The 17,194-nt window shown below is 71.6% G+C and carries 18 protein-coding genes; 8 read left to right on the plus strand and 10 right to left on the minus strand.

What is annotated here, in order from left to right; all coding sequences use genetic code 11:
* Positions 1-120 precede the first annotated feature (120 nt).
* Positions 121-891, plus strand: coding sequence for a LuxR C-terminal-related transcriptional regulator (locus tag KME66_RS20790; protein WP_073225328.1), 771 nt, complete (start codon positions 121-123; stop codon positions 889-891).
* 33 nt (positions 892-924) lie between these two features.
* Here the strand turns inward: KME66_RS20790 and KME66_RS20795 are convergent, their stop codons facing one another.
* Together KME66_RS20795 and KME66_RS20800 are read right to left on the minus strand one after the other, a co-directional pair.
* Positions 925-1,233 carry a hypothetical protein gene (locus KME66_RS20795; protein WP_216324697.1) on the minus strand — a complete coding sequence of 103 codons (309 nt, stop codon included), beginning with the start codon at positions 1,231-1,233 and terminating at the stop codon, positions 925-927.
* A 15-nt stretch (positions 1,234-1,248) separates the two neighbouring features.
* On the minus strand, positions 1,249-2,919 hold the full coding sequence (locus KME66_RS20800; protein WP_073225333.1) for a sodium:solute symporter family protein: 1,671 nt from the start codon (positions 2,917-2,919) through the stop codon (positions 1,249-1,251).
* 224 nt (positions 2,920-3,143) lie between these two features.
* Between KME66_RS20800 and galT the strand changes: the two genes are divergently transcribed.
* From galT to galK, 3 genes are read left to right on the plus strand one after another with little or no spacing between them, the layout of a single operon-like run.
* Positions 3,144-4,187, plus strand: coding sequence for a galactose-1-phosphate uridylyltransferase (gene galT, locus KME66_RS20805; RefSeq protein ID WP_216324700.1), 1,044 nt, complete (start codon positions 3,144-3,146; stop codon positions 4,185-4,187).
* Entirely contained in the window at positions 4,184-5,182 is a 999-nt protein-coding gene (gene galE / locus KME66_RS20810; protein ID WP_216324703.1) for a UDP-glucose 4-epimerase GalE, read from the plus strand. The genes galT and galE overlap by 4 nt, the downstream gene beginning before the upstream one ends.
* Positions 5,179-6,381: a galactokinase gene (gene galK / locus KME66_RS20815; RefSeq protein WP_216324706.1), complete on the plus strand. Its 1,203-nt coding sequence runs from the start codon at positions 5,179-5,181 to the stop codon at positions 6,379-6,381. Before galE ends, galK begins: the two co-directional genes overlap by 4 nt.
* Before the next feature lie 87 nt (positions 6,382-6,468).
* Here galK and KME66_RS20820 read toward each other — a convergent pair whose 3' ends face one another.
* Positions 6,469-6,909 (minus strand): GNAT family N-acetyltransferase, encoded by a 441-nt coding sequence (locus tag KME66_RS20820; protein WP_073225340.1) that lies wholly within the window; start codon positions 6,907-6,909, stop codon positions 6,469-6,471.
* Positions 6,910-7,157: 248 nt separating this feature from the next.
* Here KME66_RS20820 and KME66_RS20825 point away from each other — a divergent pair, with 248 nt between their 5' ends.
* Entirely contained in the window at positions 7,158-7,943 is a 786-nt protein-coding gene (locus KME66_RS20825) for a response regulator transcription factor (protein ID WP_073225342.1), read from the plus strand.
* Here KME66_RS20825 and KME66_RS20830 read toward each other — a convergent pair.
* Complete coding sequence (locus tag KME66_RS20830) at positions 7,899-8,396, minus strand: MarR family winged helix-turn-helix transcriptional regulator (protein WP_073225344.1); 498 nt, start codon at positions 8,394-8,396, stop codon at positions 7,899-7,901. The genes KME66_RS20825 and KME66_RS20830 overlap by 45 nt on opposite strands.
* Positions 8,397-8,484: 88 nt before the next feature.
* Here KME66_RS20830 and KME66_RS20835 point away from each other — a divergent pair, with 88 nt between their 5' ends.
* Positions 8,485-9,297, plus strand: a complete 813-nt coding sequence (locus KME66_RS20835; RefSeq protein WP_216324708.1) for a trans-aconitate 2-methyltransferase — start codon at positions 8,485-8,487, stop codon at positions 9,295-9,297.
* Positions 9,297-9,677, plus strand: coding sequence for a VOC family protein (locus KME66_RS20840; protein WP_073225348.1), 381 nt, complete (start codon positions 9,297-9,299; stop codon positions 9,675-9,677). Before KME66_RS20835 ends, KME66_RS20840 begins: the two co-directional genes overlap by 1 nt.
* Before the next feature lie 10 nt (positions 9,678-9,687).
* Here the strand turns inward: KME66_RS20840 and KME66_RS20845 are convergent, their stop codons facing one another.
* The 3 genes from KME66_RS20845 to KME66_RS20855 form a co-directional block, all read right to left on the minus strand.
* A complete protein-coding gene (locus KME66_RS20845) occupies positions 9,688-10,290 on the minus strand; it encodes a Uma2 family endonuclease (RefSeq protein ID WP_216324725.1) in 603 nt (200 codons plus the stop codon).
* A gap of 113 nt (positions 10,291-10,403) precedes the next feature.
* Positions 10,404-11,090, minus strand: a complete 687-nt coding sequence (locus KME66_RS20850) for a TetR/AcrR family transcriptional regulator (RefSeq protein ID WP_073225350.1) — start codon at positions 11,088-11,090, stop codon at positions 10,404-10,406.
* Entirely contained in the window at positions 11,087-12,073 is a 987-nt protein-coding gene (locus KME66_RS20855) for a fatty acid desaturase (RefSeq protein WP_216324728.1), read from the minus strand. Before KME66_RS20855 ends, KME66_RS20850 begins: the two co-directional genes overlap by 4 nt.
* A 395-nt stretch (positions 12,074-12,468) precedes the next feature.
* On the opposite strand from KME66_RS20855, the gene ppc reads away from it, so the two are divergent.
* Positions 12,469-15,198 carry a phosphoenolpyruvate carboxylase gene (gene ppc / locus KME66_RS20860; protein WP_216324731.1) on the plus strand — a complete coding sequence of 910 codons (2,730 nt, stop codon included), beginning with the start codon at positions 12,469-12,471 and terminating at the stop codon, positions 15,196-15,198.
* Positions 15,199-15,277: 79 nt separating this feature from the next.
* Here ppc and KME66_RS20865 read toward each other — a convergent pair whose 3' ends face one another.
* The 3 genes from KME66_RS20865 to KME66_RS20875 all read right to left on the minus strand — a co-directional run bounded on the left by KME66_RS20865 (position 15,278) and on the right by KME66_RS20875 (position 17,131).
* Positions 15,278-15,748: a hypothetical protein gene (locus KME66_RS20865; protein ID WP_216324735.1), complete on the minus strand. Its 471-nt coding sequence runs from the start codon at positions 15,746-15,748 to the stop codon at positions 15,278-15,280.
* Between the two features lie 75 nt (positions 15,749-15,823).
* Positions 15,824-16,417: an aminoacyl-tRNA hydrolase gene (pth, locus tag KME66_RS20870; protein WP_073225360.1), complete on the minus strand. Its 594-nt coding sequence runs from the start codon at positions 16,415-16,417 to the stop codon at positions 15,824-15,826.
* Positions 16,418-16,543: 126 nt separating this feature from the next.
* Positions 16,544-17,131, minus strand: a complete 588-nt coding sequence (locus KME66_RS20875) for a 50S ribosomal protein L25/general stress protein Ctc (protein WP_073225362.1) — start codon at positions 17,129-17,131, stop codon at positions 16,544-16,546.
* Between the last annotated feature and the right edge of the window lie 63 nt (positions 17,132-17,194).

Consider the following 17,194-nt stretch of genomic DNA (forward strand, 5'->3'; position numbering starts at 1 on the left):
ATGCGGCAATCCCGGGATCTTCTGCGACGTAAGTGCCGCGCTGCGCCGGGCGAGCGTGTACCTTGCCGGGTCAGGAGTCCGGGGGGCCGGGCGGACAGGGCTTTTGGGGGCTGAGGACCGATGGGCGTGCGGCTCATGGTGGTCGACGATCACCGTCTGCTCGCGGAGGCACTCGCCTCGGCACTGAAACTCCGCGGGCACCGGGTGCTCGCGGCGGCCGCGCCGACCTCGGGTGCCGCGGAGCTGGTCGTCAGCAGGGTCCCGGAGGTCTGCCTGTTCGGCACGGCCTCGCCCGCCGCCCCCGGTGTCTTCGACCCGATCACGCGCATCTGCCACGAGCGCCCGCAGGTGGCGGTGGTGGTCCTCGGGCCGGTGCCCAGCCCGCGCGGGATCGCCGCGGCGTTCGCCGCCGGGGCCGTGGGGTACGTGCGGCACGACGAGCGCATCGAGGGCGTCGAGCGGGCCATGCTCAAGGCGCGGGCGGGGGAGAGCGCCATCGCCCCGCAGCTGCTGCGGGGGGCCTTCGGCGAGCTGCTCAACCCGGCGGCCCAGCCCGACGACGAGGGGCGGCGGCTGCTGCGGATGCTCACCCCGCGCGAGGCCGAGGTGCTGGTGCGGGTCGCCGAGGGCGAGGGCACCCGGCTGATCGCGGCGGGCATGGACATCGCCCCCAGCACCGCCCGCACCCACGTCCAGCGGGTGCTGATGAAGCTCGGGGTCGGCTCCCGGCTGGAGGCGGCCGCCCTCGCCGCCCGTACCGGACTGCTGGAGCGCGCCGCGGCGAACGGCGGCGCGCCGCACGGACCGTACGCCCCCGACGACGTGCCCGGTACGCCCCGGGGGAACGCCTCCCCGGGGGCGGGGCCGTACGTTCCCGGACGGCGCGGGTGACGTACGGCCCGGGGAGCCGGGGCGGGCGGCTGATCAGTCCGCGCCGGACCCGGGTTCCCGCTCCTGCTCCGCCTCCGGGGCCGGCGGGGCCTCGGCCGGGCGCAGCTTCATCCAGACCAGGAAGAACAGGCCGAGCGCCAGCATGGCGAGGCCGGTCCACAGGTTGATGTGGACGCCCTCGGCCTTCTCCAGGTCGGCGTCGGACGGGTCGAGTCCGGCGATGGTGACGATCACTCCGTAGACCACGAACAGGCCGCCGATGATCCGCCGGATGTCGAAGAGACGGGCGGCGGTCGCGGACGTGCGTTCCAGCTCGGAGACTTCCTTGCGCAGGTCGGACATGGTGAGTGCCTCCGATCAGAAGGAGTAGGGGAGATAGCAGGCGGCGGCGAGCACGATCGCGCCCCAGCCGAGCAGCGCCGGCTTGCGGTACCAGGCCCGGTCGGCCTCCTCCAGCTCCTCGTCGGGGCTCGGCGACTCGGTCCCGTACACCAGACCGGCCAGCTCCGCCTCGGGCTTCGGGGCGGTGAAGAGGGTGACGGCGACCATGACGACGGCTCCGGCGACGAAGCCGACGATCGCGGAGACGAAGTTGGCGCCCTGGTCGGTGGGGATGTCGATGACCCCGCCCCGGTAGATCCAGAAGTAGTTGACCATCGCGGCGGTGGTGCCGGCGACCAGGCCCCAGACACCGGACTTCATCGAGGCGCGCTTCCAGAACATGCCGATGATGAAGACGACGAACATCGGGACGTTGAAGAACGAGAACAGCGTCTGGAGGTAGCTCATGATGTTCGAGAAGCTGGCGGCGATGAACGCCGTGCCGATCGAGGCCAGCACGCCGATCGCCGTGATCAGCCGTCCGAACCTCAGGTAGTACGTGTCCGGCTGGTCCTTGACCACGTACCGCTGCCAGATGTCGGTGGTGAACACCGTGTTGAACGAGGACACGTTGGCCGCCATGCCCGCCATGAAGGCGGCCAGCAGACCGGTCACCGCGATGCCGAGCACGCCGTTGGGCAGCAGCTCCTGCATCAGCAGGGGTATCGCGTCGTTGTAGGTCAGGCCGGAGTCCGGGGTGCCGATCCTCGGCACGATCACGGCGGCCACCAGGCCCGGGATCATCACCGCGAAGACGATGAAGATCTTCGGGAAGGCGGCGATCAGCGGGGTGCGCCTGGCGGCGGAGAGGTTCTTCGCGGACAGCGCGCGCTGCACCTCGGCGAAGTTCGTCGTCCAGTAGCCGAAGGACAGCACGAAGCCGAGGCCGAGGATGATCGTCAGCCAGTTGGCGCCCAGCGGGTTGGGGTCACCGATGCCGGTGCCGCCCCAGGCGGTCATGAAGTCCCCGCCGTGCTGCTGCGACAGCGCATCGCTCATGGCGTCCCAGCCGCCGACGCGCTTGAGGCCGAGGACGGTGAGGGGGATGAGGGCGGCGAGGATGACGAAGAACTGGAGCACCTCGTTGTAGATCGCCGAGGAGAGCCCGCCGATCGTGATGTAGACCAGCACGAAGAGGCCCGCGACGACGATCGCGACCCACTGCGGCCAGCCGAGGAGCGCCTCCACGACGATCGACAGGGCGTAGAGGTTGACGCCCGCGATGAGGATCGCCGCGAACGCGAAGAGCACGGAGCTCAGCAGGTGCGCGGACCGGTCGAACCGCTGGAGCAGGAACTCCGGCACGGAGCGCACCTTGGAGCGGTAGTAGAACGGCATCATCACCAGGCCGAGGAAGACCATGGCGGGGATCGCGCCGATCCAGTACCAGTGCACCACCGCGACGCCGTACTCCGCGCCGGTGGCCGCCATGCCGAGGATCTCGGTGGCGCCGAGGTTCGCCGCGACGAAGGCGAGCCCGGTCACCCAGGCGGGCAGTGAGCGCCCGGAGAGGAAGAAGTCGAGGCTCGTCCTCACGCTGGCACGGGCCATGAAGCCGATGCCGAGTACGACGACGAAGTAGATCGCCAGGATGGCGTAGTCGAGCCCGTTCGTGGGGAGCCGAAGCCCTTCGGCCAGTGTCTGCATGGGGGGAACTCGCTTCGTATCGCGAACGTAACCCGACGGAACTTACGCCGTCATGTTCGAGAAATGAACAGTCTCGTTGGGCTTCTTTGTTTGATCGTGATCGAGTGTGGGTGAATGTCCGGGTATGGCGTCGCGCCGCCGCAGCAAACTGGGTCATTGACGAAGATGTTTGCTTGTGATTTCTTGTGTGCGATTATGTTGGAGGGATCGGGTGGAGGACCCTGGTGAAGAAGACGGTGACGACCCTCGCCGACGGCCGTGAGCTGATCTACTACGACGCCGCGCGGGACACCGTCCGCGACGCCGTCGACCCCCGCCCCCTGGACCCCGTCTCGACCTCGTCCGAGATCCGCCGCGATCCGCTGCTCGGCGACGCGGTCGCCATCGCCTCGCACCGCCAGGCCCGCACCTACCACCCGCCGGCCGACGCCTGCCCGCTCTGCCCCACCCGGGAGGGCCGGCCGTCCGAGATCCCCGACGACCACTACGACGTGGTGGTCTTCGAGAACCGCTTCCCCTCGCTCGCCGGTGACTCCGGCCGCTGCGAGGTCGTCTGCTTCACCTCCGACCACGACGCGTCCTTCGCCGACCTCACCGAGGAACAGGCCGCGCTCGTCCTCGCCGCCTGGACCGACCGGACCGCCGCCCTCGCCACCCTCGACCAGGTCACCCAGGTCTTCTGCTTCGAGAACCGCGGCGCCGAGATCGGCGTCACCCTGGGCCACCCGCACGGCCAGATCTACGGCTACCCCTTCGTCACTCCGCGCACCGGGCTGATGCTCCGCTCGGCCGCCCGGCACCGCGAGGAGACCGGGGGCAACCTCTTCGACGACGTGGTCGCCCGCGAGGAGAAGGACGGCTCACGCGTCGTCCTCGCCACCGGCCACTGGATCGCCTTCGTCCCCTACGCGGCGCACTGGCCCTACGAGGTCCACCTCTACCCCCGCCGCCGCGTCCCGGACCTGCGGGGGCTGGACGAGGGCGCGCGGACAGAGTTCCCACAGGTCTATCTGGAACTCTTGAGGCGCTTCGACCGGATCTTCGGCCCCGGCGAGCCGCCGACCCCGTACATCTCCGCCTGGCACCAGGCGCCGTTCGAGGCCGACGGCCGGGAGGACTTCGCCCTGCACCTGGAGCTTTTCACCATTCGCCGGACCTCCGGCAAGCTGAAGTTCCTCGCGGGGTCCGAGTCCGGCATGAGCGTGTTCATCAACGACGTGCCGCCGGAGGCCGCGGCCGAGCGACTGCGAGAGGTAGCGAGCCAGTGAGCACTCCCCGGAACACATCCCACCTGCCCAAGAAGTACCTGGTCACCGGCGGCGCCGGATACGTCGGCAGCGTCGTCGCCCAGCACCTGCTGGAGGCCGGGCACACCGTCACCGCCCTCGACGACCTGTCCACCGGCTTCCGCGAGGCCGTCCCGGCCGGGGCCGCGTTCATCGAGGGCCGCATCCAGGACGCCGCCCGTCACCTGGACCCCTCCTACGACGGTGTCCTGCACTTCGCCGCGTTCTCCCAGGTCGGCGAGTCCGTCGTGAACCCCGAGAAGTACTGGGTCAACAACGTCGGCGGCACCACCGCCCTGCTCGCCGCCATGCGCGAACACGGCGTCCGCACCCTCGTGTTCTCCTCCACCGCCGCCACCTACGGCGAACCGGTCTCCAGCCCCATCACCGAGACCGACCCCACCGCCCCCACCAGCCCCTACGGCGCCTCCAAGCTCGCCGTCGACCACATGATCAGCGGCGAGGCCACCGCCCACGGCCTGGCCGCCGTCTCGCTGCGCTACTTCAACGTGGCCGGCGCCTACGGCAGTTGTGGCGAGCGGCACGACCCCGAGTCCCACCTCATCCCCCTCGTCCTCCAGGTCGCCCTGGGCAGGCGCGAGTCGATCAACGTCTACGGCGACGACTACCCCACCCCCGACGGCACCTGCGTCCGCGACTACATTCACGTCGCCGACCTCGCCGAGGCCCACCTGCTGGCCCTCACCGCCGCCGCCCCCGGCGAGCACCTGGTCTGCAACCTCGGCAACGGCAACGGCTTCTCGGTCCGCGAGGTCATCGAGACCGTCCGCAAGGTCACCGGCCACCCCGTCCCCGAGACCCCCGCCCCCCGGCGCGGCGGCGACCCGGCCGTCCTCGTCGCCTCCGCCGCCACCGCCGTCGAGCGCCTCGGCTGGCAGCCGTCCCGCGCCGACCTGGCCGGAATCATCGCCGACGCCTGGCAGTTCGCCCGCCGAGAGGACACGACCGCCCCATGACCCAGCACGCCGAAGCGACCGTGACCGCCGCCGAGGGGCACCGCGCCGACCCCGCCGTCACCTTCGCCGAGCTGTACGGGAGCGAGCCCGACGGCATCTGGGCCGCACCCGGACGAGTGAACCTGATCGGCGAGTACACCGACTTCAACGAGGGCTTCGTCCTGCCGCTGGCCCTCCCGCACACCGCCGTCGCCGCCGTCGCCCGCCGCGACGACGGCCTTCTGCGCCTCCACTCCACCGACGTGCCCGGCGGCGTCGTCGTGCTGCGCGTCGACGCCCTCGCCCCGCACTCCGGCCACGGCTGGGCCGCCTACCCCGCCGGCGTCGTCTGGGCGCTGCGCGAGGCCGGGCACCCGGTCACCGGGGCCGACATCGCCCTGACCTCCACCGTGCCCACCGGCGCCGGGCTCTCCTCGTCCGCCGCCCTGGAAGTCGTCACCGCACTCGCCCTGAACGACCTCTTCGAACTGGGCCTGAGCGCCGCCGAACTCGCCGTCACCGGCCGCCGCGCCGAGAACGACTTCGTCGGCGTGCCCTGCGGGATCATGGACCAGATGGCCTCGGCCTGCTGCACCGAGGGCCACGCCCTCCACCTGGACACCCGCGACCTCTCCCTGCGCCAGGTCCCCTTCGACCCGGCCGCCCAGGGGCTGACGCTCCTGGTCGTCGACACCCGGGTCACGCACGCGCTCGGCGACGGGGCGTACGCGGAGCGCCGGGCCGGCTGCGAGGAGGGCGCCCGGCTGCTCGGCATACCGATGCTGCGCGACCTGCCGTACGCCGGTCTCGACGCGGCGCTCGCCACCCTCGCCGACGCCGGGGCCGACGCGTCCGTCATCCGCTACGTACGCCATGTCGTCGGCGACAACCACCGCGTCGAGCAGATCATCGCCCTGCTCGACGCGGGGGACGTCCGCGCCGCGGGCCCCGTCCTGACCGAGGGCCACCTCTCGCTCCGCGACGATCTGCGGGTCTCCTGCCCCGAGTTGGACCTCGTGGTCGAGACGGCGAACGCGGCCGGGGCGCTCGGTGCGCGGATGACCGGGGGCGGCTTCGGCGGCTCCGCGGTCGTCCTGGTGGAGACGGCGGCGGCCGGCGCGGTGGCCCGGGCGGTCAGCGAGGCGTTCGCGGCGGCCGGACACGCGGCCCCGGGCGTCTTCGACGCCGTCCCGTCCGCCGGAGCGGGCCGGCTGCGCTGAGCCCGGGGGAGCGGGAGCCGTCCCGGCCGGGCGTGAGGGCGCCGAAGCCGTCGCCGGGGTCCGGGCCTGGGGGTCCGGGGTCCGGGGTCACAACTCCTTGACCAGGATGAACTCGGTGACCCCGGGCGGGTAGTCGGCGACCCGGCCGATCTCCTCGTACCCCTGCCCGCGGTAGAAGCCGGGGGCCTGGAAGTCCCAGGTCTCCAGCCGCGAGCGGGTGCAGGCGCGCTCGGTGCGGGCGGTCCGCTCGGCCTCGGCGAGCAGCCCCGCACCGAGGCCCAGGCCCCGGTGCGGGGCGTCGACCCAGAGCAGGTCGACATGCAGCCAGTACGCCCAGGTCCGCCCGGTCAGCCCGCCGGCCAGGTCCCCGTGCTCGTCCAACGCCCACACTTCCAGCGGTACTTCGTGCTCGCCGGAGGTGGAGAGCAGCGCACGCAGGCCGGCCGACCCGGCGACGTTGTCCTCGTGCAGACGCCCGCTCAGCAGAATGCGACGTTCTTTGTCTACTTCTGTCTCAAGACGGAACATGCAGCACACCCTAAAACCCACCGGAGCCGACCAGTTCACCGAATCGCCCTCCCTCCGTTGCCCCCGCCCGTACGCTGATGCTCAGCACCGGTGGGGGCCGGTGTCGATTCAGGGGAGCGAGAAAGCCGGGTACGGCGTCCGGGGCAGGGCGGCAGGCGGTTCGACGACGGCGGTCGTCGGCGCGGCAGGCCGCAGTGCGGCCCCGGACGCCGTACCCGCAGCTATCCGCCCCCACCGATGGGGGTTCTGTGACGCGTATCCGGGTTCTCGTGGTGGACGACCACCGCATCTTCGCCGAGTCGCTCGCGGCCGCCCTCGCGGCCGAACCGGACGTCGACGTCTCCGCGGCGGGCAGCGGCCCGGCCGCGCTGCGCGCCCTGGAGCGCGCGGCCGCCGAGGGGCGTGGTTACGACGTGCTCCTGGTCGACGCCGAGCTGGGCGCCCTGGCGAACGCTGAGCCGTCGGCCCTCCCCGCGCCCCGGCAGGAGGAGGCGGCCGCCGTCGACGGCATCGCGCTGGTCGCCGGGGTCCGCACGGCCCGGCCCGCCGTGCGGTCGGTGGTGCTCGCCGAGAAGGACGACCCGCGTGCCGCCGCCCGGGCGCTCCAGGCGGGGGCCTCGGGCTGGGTGGCCAAGGACTGCTCGCTGCAACGGCTGCTGTCGGTGATCCGGGGCGTGCTGCGCGACGAGACGCACCTGCCGCCCGCCCTGCTCACCGGCGTGCTGCGGGAGCTGACCGCCGCCCGCAAGCACCGCAGCGAGAGCGAGCGGCTGGTGGAGTCGCTGACGCCCCGGGAGCGCGAGGTGCTGCGCTGCATGGTGGCGGGCCTGGGGCGGAAAGCGGTCGCGGAGCGGCTGTTCCTGTCCCCGCACACGGTGCGTACCCATATGCAGAACGTGCTGGGCAAGCTGGGGGTGCACTCGACGCTGGCCGCCGTGGCCCTGGCCCGCCGGGCGGGGGTCGGGCCGGTCGACGCGGAGGCGGGCCCGTCAGGTCGGGATGTTGTCGAACGGGGCGGTCAACTGGCGCAGTAGTCCGGCCAGTTCGCCGCGCTGGGCGCGGGACAGCTCGCCCAGGATGGCCCGCTCCTGGGCGAGCAGCCCGGCCAGCGACTGGTCGGCCTTGTCGCGCCCCTCGGCCGTGAGGCGGACGAGGACGCCGCGCCGGTCGTTCGGGTCGGGGAGCCGCTCGACGAGGTTCTTCTTGGTGAGCCGGTCGATACGGTTGGTCATCGTGCCCGAGGTGACCAGGGTCTGGGTGAGGAGCTGCCCGGGGGAGAGCTGGTACGGCGCTCCGGCCCGGCGCAGCGACGTGAGCACGTCGAACTCCCACGGCTCCAGGTCGTGCTCGGAGAAGGCTATGCGGCGGGCCCGGTCGAGGTGGCGCGCCAGGCGGGAGACGCGACTGAGCACCTCGAGTGGTTCCACGTCGAGGTCGGGGCGCTCGCGGCGCCATGCAGCGACCAGTCGGTCGACCTCGTCCTCCATGTCGATCAGTGTAGAGGGTCCCTCGATGTGAAGTCTCTTGAATTGAAGTGTCTTGACATCAAGAGATATCTGGCGTGATCCTGTTCCCATGACCGCACCCGACCGGCCCTCCTGGGATCCGCGGCAGTACCTGCGTCACGCGGACCACCGGACCCGCCCCTTCCACGACCTCCTGGCCCGCATCGGCGACGCTCTTCCCGGCCGCCCCGCACCCCGTGTCGCCGACCTCGGCTGCGGAGCGGGCAACGTCACCGCGCTCCTCGCCGACCGCTGGCCCGAAGCCCGGATCACCGGCTACGACACCTCGCGCGCGATGCTCGCCGAGGCCGCCGCCCACGCCCGGCCGCCCCTGCTCGACTTCGCCGAGGCCGACGCCGCGGCCTGGGAGCCCACCGAGACGTACGGCCTGATCGTCTCCACCTCCGCACTCCAGTGGATCCCCGGCCACGCCGACCTCTTCCCCCGCTGGCTCGACGCCCTCGCCCCCGGCGGCACCCTCGCCTTCCAGGTCCCCGGCAACTTCACCGCCCCCAGCCACACGCTCCTGGCCGGCCTCCGCGAGTCCGACCGCTGGCGCCCTCTGCTCCACGGCGTGGGCGACCGCACCGCCTCGGTCCTGGACCCCGTCGACTACCTCACCCGCCTGCGCGGCCTCGGCTGCACGGCCGACGTCTGGGAGACCACCTACCTCCAGACCCTGCACGGCGACGACGCGGTGTTCGACTGGGTCAAGGGCACCGCCCTGCGCCCCGTCCTCACCGCGCTGGCCGACGACCCGGCCGCCCGTGAGGCGTTCCTCGCCGCCTACCGCGACCTGCTCCGCGAGGCCTACCCGCCCGGCCCGTACGGCACGGTCTTCCCGTTCCGCCGCATCTTCGCCGTAGCCCGCAAGGAGAAGTGATGACCGCCCCCGCCTCTGGCCTCGCCGCCGTCGACCACGTCCAGCTCGCTGCCCCGCCCGGCTCCGAGGACGCCCTGCGCACCTTCTACGCCGACGCGCTCGGCATGACCGAGATCCCCAAGCCCCCGGTGCTCGCCGCCCGCGGCGGCTGCTGGTTCGCCGCCGGACCGGTCCAGCTCCACCTGGGCGTCGAGGAGGACTTCCGCCCCGCGAAGAAGGCTCACCCGGGCCTGCGCGTCACCGGCATCGAGGCGTACGCGGCCCGCCTGGAGTCCCACGGCGTGGGCGTCACCTGGGACGGAAACCTCCCCGGCCACCGCCGCTTCTACGCCCACGACCCGGTCGGCAACCGCCTGGAGTTCCTGGAGCCGGACGCGTGACCGAGCCGCCCTACAGCGCTGCCAGCGCCTCCGCCGAGATGTCGACGTCCACCGGGAACGGCACGCCCGTCTTCAGCCGGTCGTGATGGATCCCCGTCAGCGCGTACGCCTTCGTCACCGGGTCCAGCTCGTAGACCCGCACGACGGGGTGCTGGTCGGTGCCGGTCATCTCGACCAGCCAGAAGTGCGGGATGCCGGCGGTCGCGTACTTGTGCGGCTTGGCCTCACGGTCGCGGGCCTCGGAGTCGGGGGAGACGACCTCGACGGCGAGGAGGACGTCGGCGGCTGCGAAATGCGTTTGCTCCAGGCCTGTTGTGGCTGAGGCCTTGACGATGGACACATCGGGTTCCGGACCGTTGCGCTGATCCAGAACGACCGTCATCTCTCGTTCCACCTTCAGATCCGCCGGAGCGGTACTGCGCAGGCCATTCACCAACAGGTCGATCGTCTTTTGGTGAAAGCGTCGCTGCGGACTCACGAAAACCAGGCTCCCGTCGATCAGCTCGGTGTGCGGCGGGAGATCGGGCAGCGTGAACAGATCGTCCACGGTGTATCCGTCCTGCGGGGGCACCGGCCAGCGGGAGCTGTGCGCGGTGGTCGGCTCGGCGGTCATGGTTCCTCCCATGGACGAATCCTCTGCCCTCCCGACCACCCTACGGCGGGAAAACCGCACGCGTCATCACAACGGGTGACGACGTGCGGAAGGCTTACGCGATCAGCCGCGCATCAGCTCTTCCGGTGACCTATCAGCCGCGGCTTCGACTCCAGGTTCTCCAGCCCGTGCCAGCACAGGTTCACCAGGTGGGCGGCCACCTCCGCCTTCTTCGGCTTGCGCACGTCCAGCCACCACTGGCCCGTCAGCGCCACCATCCCCACCAGCGCCTGCGCGTACAGCGGGGCCAGCTTCGGGTCGAAGCCGCGCGCCTTGAACTCCAGGCCCAGGATGTCCTCCACCTGCGTGGCGATATCGCTGATCAGCGACGCGAACGTGCCCGTCGACTGCGCCACCGGCGAATCCCGCACCAGGATCCGGAAACCGTCCGTGAACGACTCGATGTAGTCCAGCAGCGCGAACGCCGCCTGCTCCAGCAGCTCCCGCGGATGGCCCGCCGTGAGCGCCCCCGTCACCATGTCCAGCAGCCGGCGCATCTCGCGGTCGACCACCACCGCGTACAGGCCCTCCTTGCCGCCGAAGTGCTCGTACACCACCGGCTTGGACACCCCGGCGCGCGCCGCGATCTCCTCCACCGACGTGCCCTCGAAGCCCTTGTCGGCGAAGAGGGTGCGCCCGATGTCCAGCAGCTGCTCGCGGCGCTCCTTCCCCGTCATCCGGACCCGCCGGGCCCGGCGGGAGGGGGAAGTCCTGCTCTTGTCGCTGCTCGTGCTGGGGTCGGTCGCCACGTCGTCAATCATGCCGCGTCAACGGGGGTGGACGTGCGCCGGGCGGCGATACGCGCGGCATCCGGCCACCGCACGTCATGGGCCCACCCCAGCTTCTCGAACCAGCGGATCAGCCGGGCGCTGGAGTCGATCTGCCCCCGCATCACCCCGTGCCGGGCGCTCGTCGGGTCCGCGTGGTGCAGGTTGTGCCAGGACTCGCCGCACGAGAGCACCGCCAGCCACCACACGTTCCCCGACCGGTCACGCGACTTGAACGGCCGCTTGCCCACCGCGTGGCAGATCGAGTTGATCGACCAGGTCACGTGGTGCAGCAGCGCGACCCGGACCAGCGACCCCCAGAAGAACGCCGTCGCCGCACCCCACCACGACAGCGTCACCAGGCCGCCCACCAGCGGCGGAATCGCCAGCGAGACGATCGTGAAGGTCATGAAGTGGCGCGACACCGCCCGGATCGCCGGGTCCTTCACCAGATCGGGGGCGTACTTCTGCTGCGGCGTCTGCTCCTCGTCGAACATCCAGGCGATGTGCGCCCACCACAGCCCCTTCATCAGGGCCGGCAGGCTCTCCCCGAACCGCCACGGCGAATGCGGGTCGCCCTCCGCGTCCGAGAACCGGTGGTGCTTGCGGTGATCGGCCACCCACCGCACGAGCGGCCCCTCCACCGCCAGCGAGCCCATCACGGCCAGCGCGATCCGCAACGGCCGCTTCGCCTTGAACGAGCCGTGCGTGAAGTACCGGTGGAAACCGATCGTGATCCCGTGGCAGCCGATGAAGTACATCGCCACCAGCAGACCGAGGTCGAGCCAGCTCACCCCCCATCCCCACACCAGCGGCACCGCCGCGACCAGCGCCACGAACGGCACCACGATGAACGCCAGCAGCGCGAACTGCTCGATCGACCGCTTGCTGTCGCCGCCCAGCGTGGCCGAGGGCAGCGGCGCCGCCGCTGCCCTCGGCGGCTCGGTCTCGTCGATCACAGGAGGAGTGCTCGGCATGGGGGGATACCTCTGAGGGTGAGGGAGAAGGCTCGGACCGCCGTGGCTACGGTCCCGTAACCTACGGCTTGGTAAGTATGGCAGTGACGGGCCCCACAACACGAGAGGCCGCTCCAGCCCATCCCACGCGGTAGCCCGCCCGCCCCCGGGGTAGGGGGTAACCGCCCGGGTGTCCCGGGCGGCGGCCGCGCCCCCTCGGGTCGACGGACACGCCGCCTGCCAGGACACCTATCCTGGGAGGGTCGGACAGCGCGGTCCGCACCCGCTCGTCGGGGCGTGGCGACAGCACCGCTGCCAGCCGCAGGGCCCCGGACCCCGCCACCCGCTCCCGCCACCACCCCGCGGGGACGGCGAAGCGAACGCACCTCCTCATTCACTGCAAGGAGCCGCACACTGTGAGCAGTGCCGACCAGAACCCTGCCGCCAGCCCCGCGCTGCGCGCCGACATCCGCCGCCTCGGCGACCTCCTCGGCGAGACCCTCGTACGCCAGGAGGGCCAGGAACTCCTCGACCTCGTCGAACGCGTACGCGCCCTGACCCGCACCGACGGCGAAGCCGCCGCCGAGCTCCTCGGCGACACGGAACTGGAGACCGCCGCACAGCTCGTGCGCGCCTTCTCCACCTACTTCCACCTCGCCAACGTCACCGAGCAGGTCCACCGCGCCCACGAGATGCGCGACCGCCGCTCGGCCGAGGGCGGCCTCCTGGCCCGCACGGCCGACCGCCTCAAGGACGCCGACCCCGAGCACCTGCGCGAGACGGTCAAGAACCTCAACGTCCGGCCCGTCTTCACCGCCCACCCCACCGAGGCCGCCCGGCGCTCCGTCCTCAACAAGCTGCGCCGCATCGCCGAACTCCTGGAGACCCCGGTCATCGAGGCCGACCGCCGCCGCCTCGACCTCCGCCTCGCCGAGAACATCGACCTCATCTGGCAGACCGACGAACTCCGCGTCGTCCGCCCGGAGCCCGCCGACGAGGCCCGCAACGCGATCTACTACCTCGACGAACTGCACGCCGGCGCCGTCGGCGACGTCCTGGAGGACCTCGCCGCCGAGCTGGACCGCGTCGGCGTCGAACTCCCCGCCGGGACCCGCCCCCTCACCTTCGGCACCTGGATCGGCGGCGACCGCGACGGCAACCCCAACGTGACGCCCGCCGTCACCTGGGACGTCCTGATCCTCCAGCACGAGCACGGCATCACCGACGCCCTGGAGATGATCGACTACCTCCGCGGCCTCCTCTCCAACTCCATCCGCTACGCCGGAGCCACCGAGGAACTCCTCGCCTCCCTCCAGGCCGACCTGGACAAGCTCCCCGGCATCAGCCCCCGCTACAAGCGGCTGAACGCCGAGGAGCCCTACCGCCTCAAGGCCACCTGCATCCGGCAGAAGCTCGTCAACACCCGCGAGCGCCTCGCCGAGGGCACCCCCCATCGCCCCGGCTGCGACTACCTCGGCACCGCCGAACTCATCGCCGACCTGGAGCTCATCCAGACCTCGCTGCGCGAGCACCGCGGCGGCCTCTTCGCCGACGGCCGGATGGACCGCACCATCCGCACCCTCGCCGCCTTCGGCCTCCAGCTCGCCACCATGGACGTGCGCGAACACGCCGAGGCCCACCACCACACCCTCGGCCAGCTCTTCGACCGGCTCGGCGAGGAATCCTGGCGCTACGCCGACATGCCGCGCGACTACCGCCAGAAGCTGCTGGCCAAGGAACTGCGCTCGCGCCGGCCACTGGCCCCCACCCCCGCCCCGCTCGACGCGGCCGGCGAGAAGACCCTCGGCGTCTTCCACACCATCAAGCAGGCCTTCGAACGCTTCGGCCCCGAAGTCATCGAGTCCTACATCATCTCCATGTGCCAGGGCGCCGACGACGTCTTCGCCGCCGCCGTCCTCGCCCGCGAGGCCGGACTCATCGACCTGCACGCCGGCTGGGCCAAGATCGGCATCGTCCCGCTCCTGGAGACCACCGACGAGCTCAAGGCCGCCGACACCATCCTCGACGAGATGCTCGCCGACCCCTCCTACCGGCGCCTCGTCTCCCTGCGCGGCGACGTCCAGGAGGTCATGCTCGGCTACAGCGACTCCTCCAAGTTCGGCGGCATCACCACCTCCCAGTGGGAGATCCACCGCGCCCAGCGCCGACTGCGCGACGTCGCCCACCGCTACGGCGTACGCCTGCGCCTCTTCCACGGCCGCGGCGGCACCGTCGGCCGCGGCGGCGGCCCCTCCCACGACGCGATCCTCGCCCAGCCGTGGGGCACCCTGGAGGGCGAGATCAAGGTGACCGAGCAGGGCGAGGTCATCTCCGACAAGTACCTCATCCCCGCCCTCGCCCGCGAGAACCTGGAACTGACCGTCGCGGCCACCCTCCAGGCCTCCGCCCTGCACACCGCGCCCCGCCAGTCCGACGAGGCCCTCGCCCGCTGGGACGCCGCCATGGACACCGCCTCCGACGCGGCCCACAGCGCCTACCGCAAGCTCGTCGAGGACCCCGACCTGCCCGCGTACTTCCTCGCCTCCACCCCGGTGGACCAGCTCGCCGACCTGCACCTGGGCTCGCGGCCCGCCCGCCGCCCCGGCTCCGGCGTCTCACTCGACGGCCTGCGGGCCATCCCGTGGGTCTTCGGCTGGACCCAGTCGCGGCAGATCGTGCCCGGCTGGTTCGGTGTCGGCTCCGGCCTCAAGGCCCTGCGCGAAGCCGGACTCGGCACCGTCCTCGACGAGATGCGCGAGCACTGGCACTTCTTCCGCAACTTCATCTCCAACGTCGAGATGACCCTCGCCAAGACCGACCTGCGCATCGCCCGCCACTACGTCGACACGCTCGTCCCCGACGAGCTGAAGCACGTCTTCGACGTCATCGAGGCCGAACACGCCCTCACCGTGCAGGAAGTCCTGCGGATCACCGGCGGCGAGAAGCTGCTCGACACCAACCCGGTGCTCCAGCAGACCTTCTCCATCCGCGACGCCTACCTGGACCCGATCTCCTACCTCCAGGTCTCCCTGCTCGCCCGCCAGCGCCAGGCCGCGACGCGCGGCGAGGAGCCCGACCCGCTGCTCTCCCGCGCCCTGCTGCTCACCGTCAACGGCGTCGCCGCGGGCCTGCGCAACACCGGCTGACCGGCCCGCGCAACACCCGGCCGGCCGTACACGCGGCCGGCCGTACACACGGTCTGCACGCCGCAACGGGGCGGTCCCGCTACAGCGCGACGAACGTCGCCACCAGCAGGACCGCCCCCGCTGCTCCGAACCCCCAGGCGGTACGCGCCATCCGCAGCCCGCCGCCGATCACGAACGCCGCCAGCACCAGCGCCCCGGCGAGCGGCACCCAGGCATGCAGAAAGCCCGGCAACCCCGTGCGGACCACCGCATCGGAACCGGGCTTCACCACCACGGGGAAACGATCCCCCTCACGCGCCGCGACGGACCGGTCCACGGTCACCCGCGGCCGCTCCCCCGACACCGGGTCCGGCGTGAACGCCCCGGTGCACCTCTCCTCGCCGCACCCCGTCACCGTCACGGTCCCGTGATCACGGCCCTTGGCCAGAACGATGTGGTGCGCGGTCTCCCACGACGCCCACGCACCCGCGACCAGCAGCACCAGGACGACCAGTCCCATGACCAGTCGCCGCCCCGCTGCCGCCGCCCGGTGGGAAGAGCTCCGCTTCATGGGGGCAGATCCTTGGCCAGACCCGCACCCGCGGTCAACCCATGGCCGGAAAACGCCCCACCAGGGACGGGAATGTCAGGAGTTGTACGCGCTCTGCGCCCGCTCAAGACCCTCCGCCAGCAGACACTCCACCGCGTCCGCCGACCGGTCCACCAGGAACGCCAGCTCCTTGCGCTCCGTGGACGAGAAGTCCTTCAGCACGAAGTCCGCGACCTGCATCCGCCCCGGCGGCCGCCCGATCCCGAACCGCACCCGGTGATAGTCCGGACCCATCGCCTTCGTCATCGACTTCAGCCCGTTGTGCCCGTTGTCCCCGCCGCCCAGCTTCAGCCGCAGCGCCCCGTAATCGACGTCCAGCTCGTCATGGACCGCGACCACATGGTCCGTCGGCACCTTGTAGAAGTCCCGCAGCGCCGTCACCGGACCGCCCGACAGGTTCATGTACGACATCGGCTTCACCAGCACCACCCGCCGGCTCGCCGGACCCGGCGGACCGATCCGCCCCTCCACGACCTGCGCCTGCGCCTTCTGCGCCCGCTTGAACTTCCCGCCGATCCGTGCCGCCAGCAGATCGGCGACCATGAAGCCGACGTTGTGCCGGTTCGCCGCGTAGTCGGGACCCGGATTGCCCAGGCCCACGATGAGCCAGGGGTCGGTGGCGTCGGACATCAGCGCTCGGTCTCCTCGTACTCGTACATCTCGCACCGGGGGATGGCAGGCGAACGGGGCGGCGGCTCCCGGGGAAGGGAACCACCACCCCGTCAGTCAAGCAGGTGGAACAGGGAGGGGAGAGGCTCAGGCCTCGGCACCCTCGTCCTCGGCGGCCTCGTCGGAGGACTCCTCGGCCTGCGCGGCGACGACCTGGAGCACGATCGCGTCCTCGTCGCCGGCCAGCGTGGAGCCCTTGGGCAGCGCGATGTCCTTGGCGACGATCGAGTCACCAGCGTCCAGGCCCGCGACGGACACCGTGACGGACTCGGGGATGTGGGTGGCCTCGGCCTCGACCAGCAGGGTCGACTGGACGTACTCCAGCAGGTTGGCGCCCGGCGCCAGGTCGCCCTCGGCGTGCACCGCGATCTCGACCTGGACCTTCTCGCCGCGCTTCACGGTGAGCAGGTCGACGTGCTCGATGGTGCCCTTGAGCGGGTGACGCTGCACGGACTTCGGGATGACCAGCGCGTCCTTGCCCTCGATCTCCAGACCGATGAGCACGTTGGCCGTACGCAGGGCGAGCAGAACCTCGTGGCCCGGCAGCGTCACGTGGACCGGCTCGGCGCCGTGGCCGTAGACGACCGCGGGGACCTTGTCGGCACGACGGATACGGCGGGCGGCGCCCTTGCCGAACTCGGTACGGACCTCGCTGGCGAGCTTGATCTCGGCCATGGTGCACTCCTCGTCAGGTACGGAGAGCCGTCGGGGGTGACGGAACTCGAACGGTCACCCGGC

The sequence above is a fragment of the Streptomyces sp. YPW6 genome, assembly GCF_018866325.1.
Taxonomy (GTDB): Bacteria; Actinomycetota; Actinomycetes; order Streptomycetales; family Streptomycetaceae; genus Streptomyces.

Excerpts from the sequence above, each read along its gene's own strand:
- KME66_RS20790 (WP_073225328.1), top strand. The coding sequence starts at position 121 with ATGGGCGTGCGGCTCATGGTGGTCGACGATCACCGTCTGCTCGCGGAG.
- KME66_RS20795 (WP_216324697.1), bottom strand. The coding sequence starts at position 1,233 with ATGTCCGACCTGCGCAAGGAAGTCTCCGAGCTGGAACGCACGTCCGCG.
- KME66_RS20800 (WP_073225333.1), bottom strand. The coding sequence starts at position 2,919 with ATGCAGACACTGGCCGAAGGGCTTCGGCTCCCCACGAACGGGCTCGAC.
- galK (WP_216324706.1), top strand. The coding sequence starts at position 5,179 with ATGACCCAGCACGCCGAAGCGACCGTGACCGCCGCCGAGGGGCACCGC.
- KME66_RS20820 (WP_073225340.1), bottom strand. The coding sequence starts at position 6,909 with ATGTTCCGTCTTGAGACAGAAGTAGACAAAGAACGTCGCATTCTGCTG.
- KME66_RS20830 (WP_073225344.1), bottom strand. The coding sequence starts at position 8,396 with ATGGAGGACGAGGTCGACCGACTGGTCGCTGCATGGCGCCGCGAGCGC.
- KME66_RS20835 (WP_216324708.1), top strand. The coding sequence starts at position 8,485 with ATGACCGCACCCGACCGGCCCTCCTGGGATCCGCGGCAGTACCTGCGT.
- KME66_RS20840 (WP_073225348.1), top strand. The coding sequence starts at position 9,297 with ATGACCGCCCCCGCCTCTGGCCTCGCCGCCGTCGACCACGTCCAGCTC.
- KME66_RS20845 (WP_216324725.1), bottom strand. The coding sequence starts at position 10,290 with ATGACCGCCGAGCCGACCACCGCGCACAGCTCCCGCTGGCCGGTGCCC.
- KME66_RS20850 (WP_073225350.1), bottom strand. The coding sequence starts at position 11,090 with ATGATTGACGACGTGGCGACCGACCCCAGCACGAGCAGCGACAAGAGC.
- KME66_RS20855 (WP_216324728.1), bottom strand. The coding sequence starts at position 12,073 with ATGCCGAGCACTCCTCCTGTGATCGACGAGACCGAGCCGCCGAGGGCA.
- KME66_RS20865 (WP_216324735.1), bottom strand. The coding sequence starts at position 15,748 with ATGAAGCGGAGCTCTTCCCACCGGGCGGCGGCAGCGGGGCGGCGACTG.
- pth (WP_073225360.1), bottom strand. The coding sequence starts at position 16,417 with ATGTCCGACGCCACCGACCCCTGGCTCATCGTGGGCCTGGGCAATCCG.
- KME66_RS20875 (WP_073225362.1), bottom strand. The coding sequence starts at position 17,131 with ATGGCCGAGATCAAGCTCGCCAGCGAGGTCCGTACCGAGTTCGGCAAG.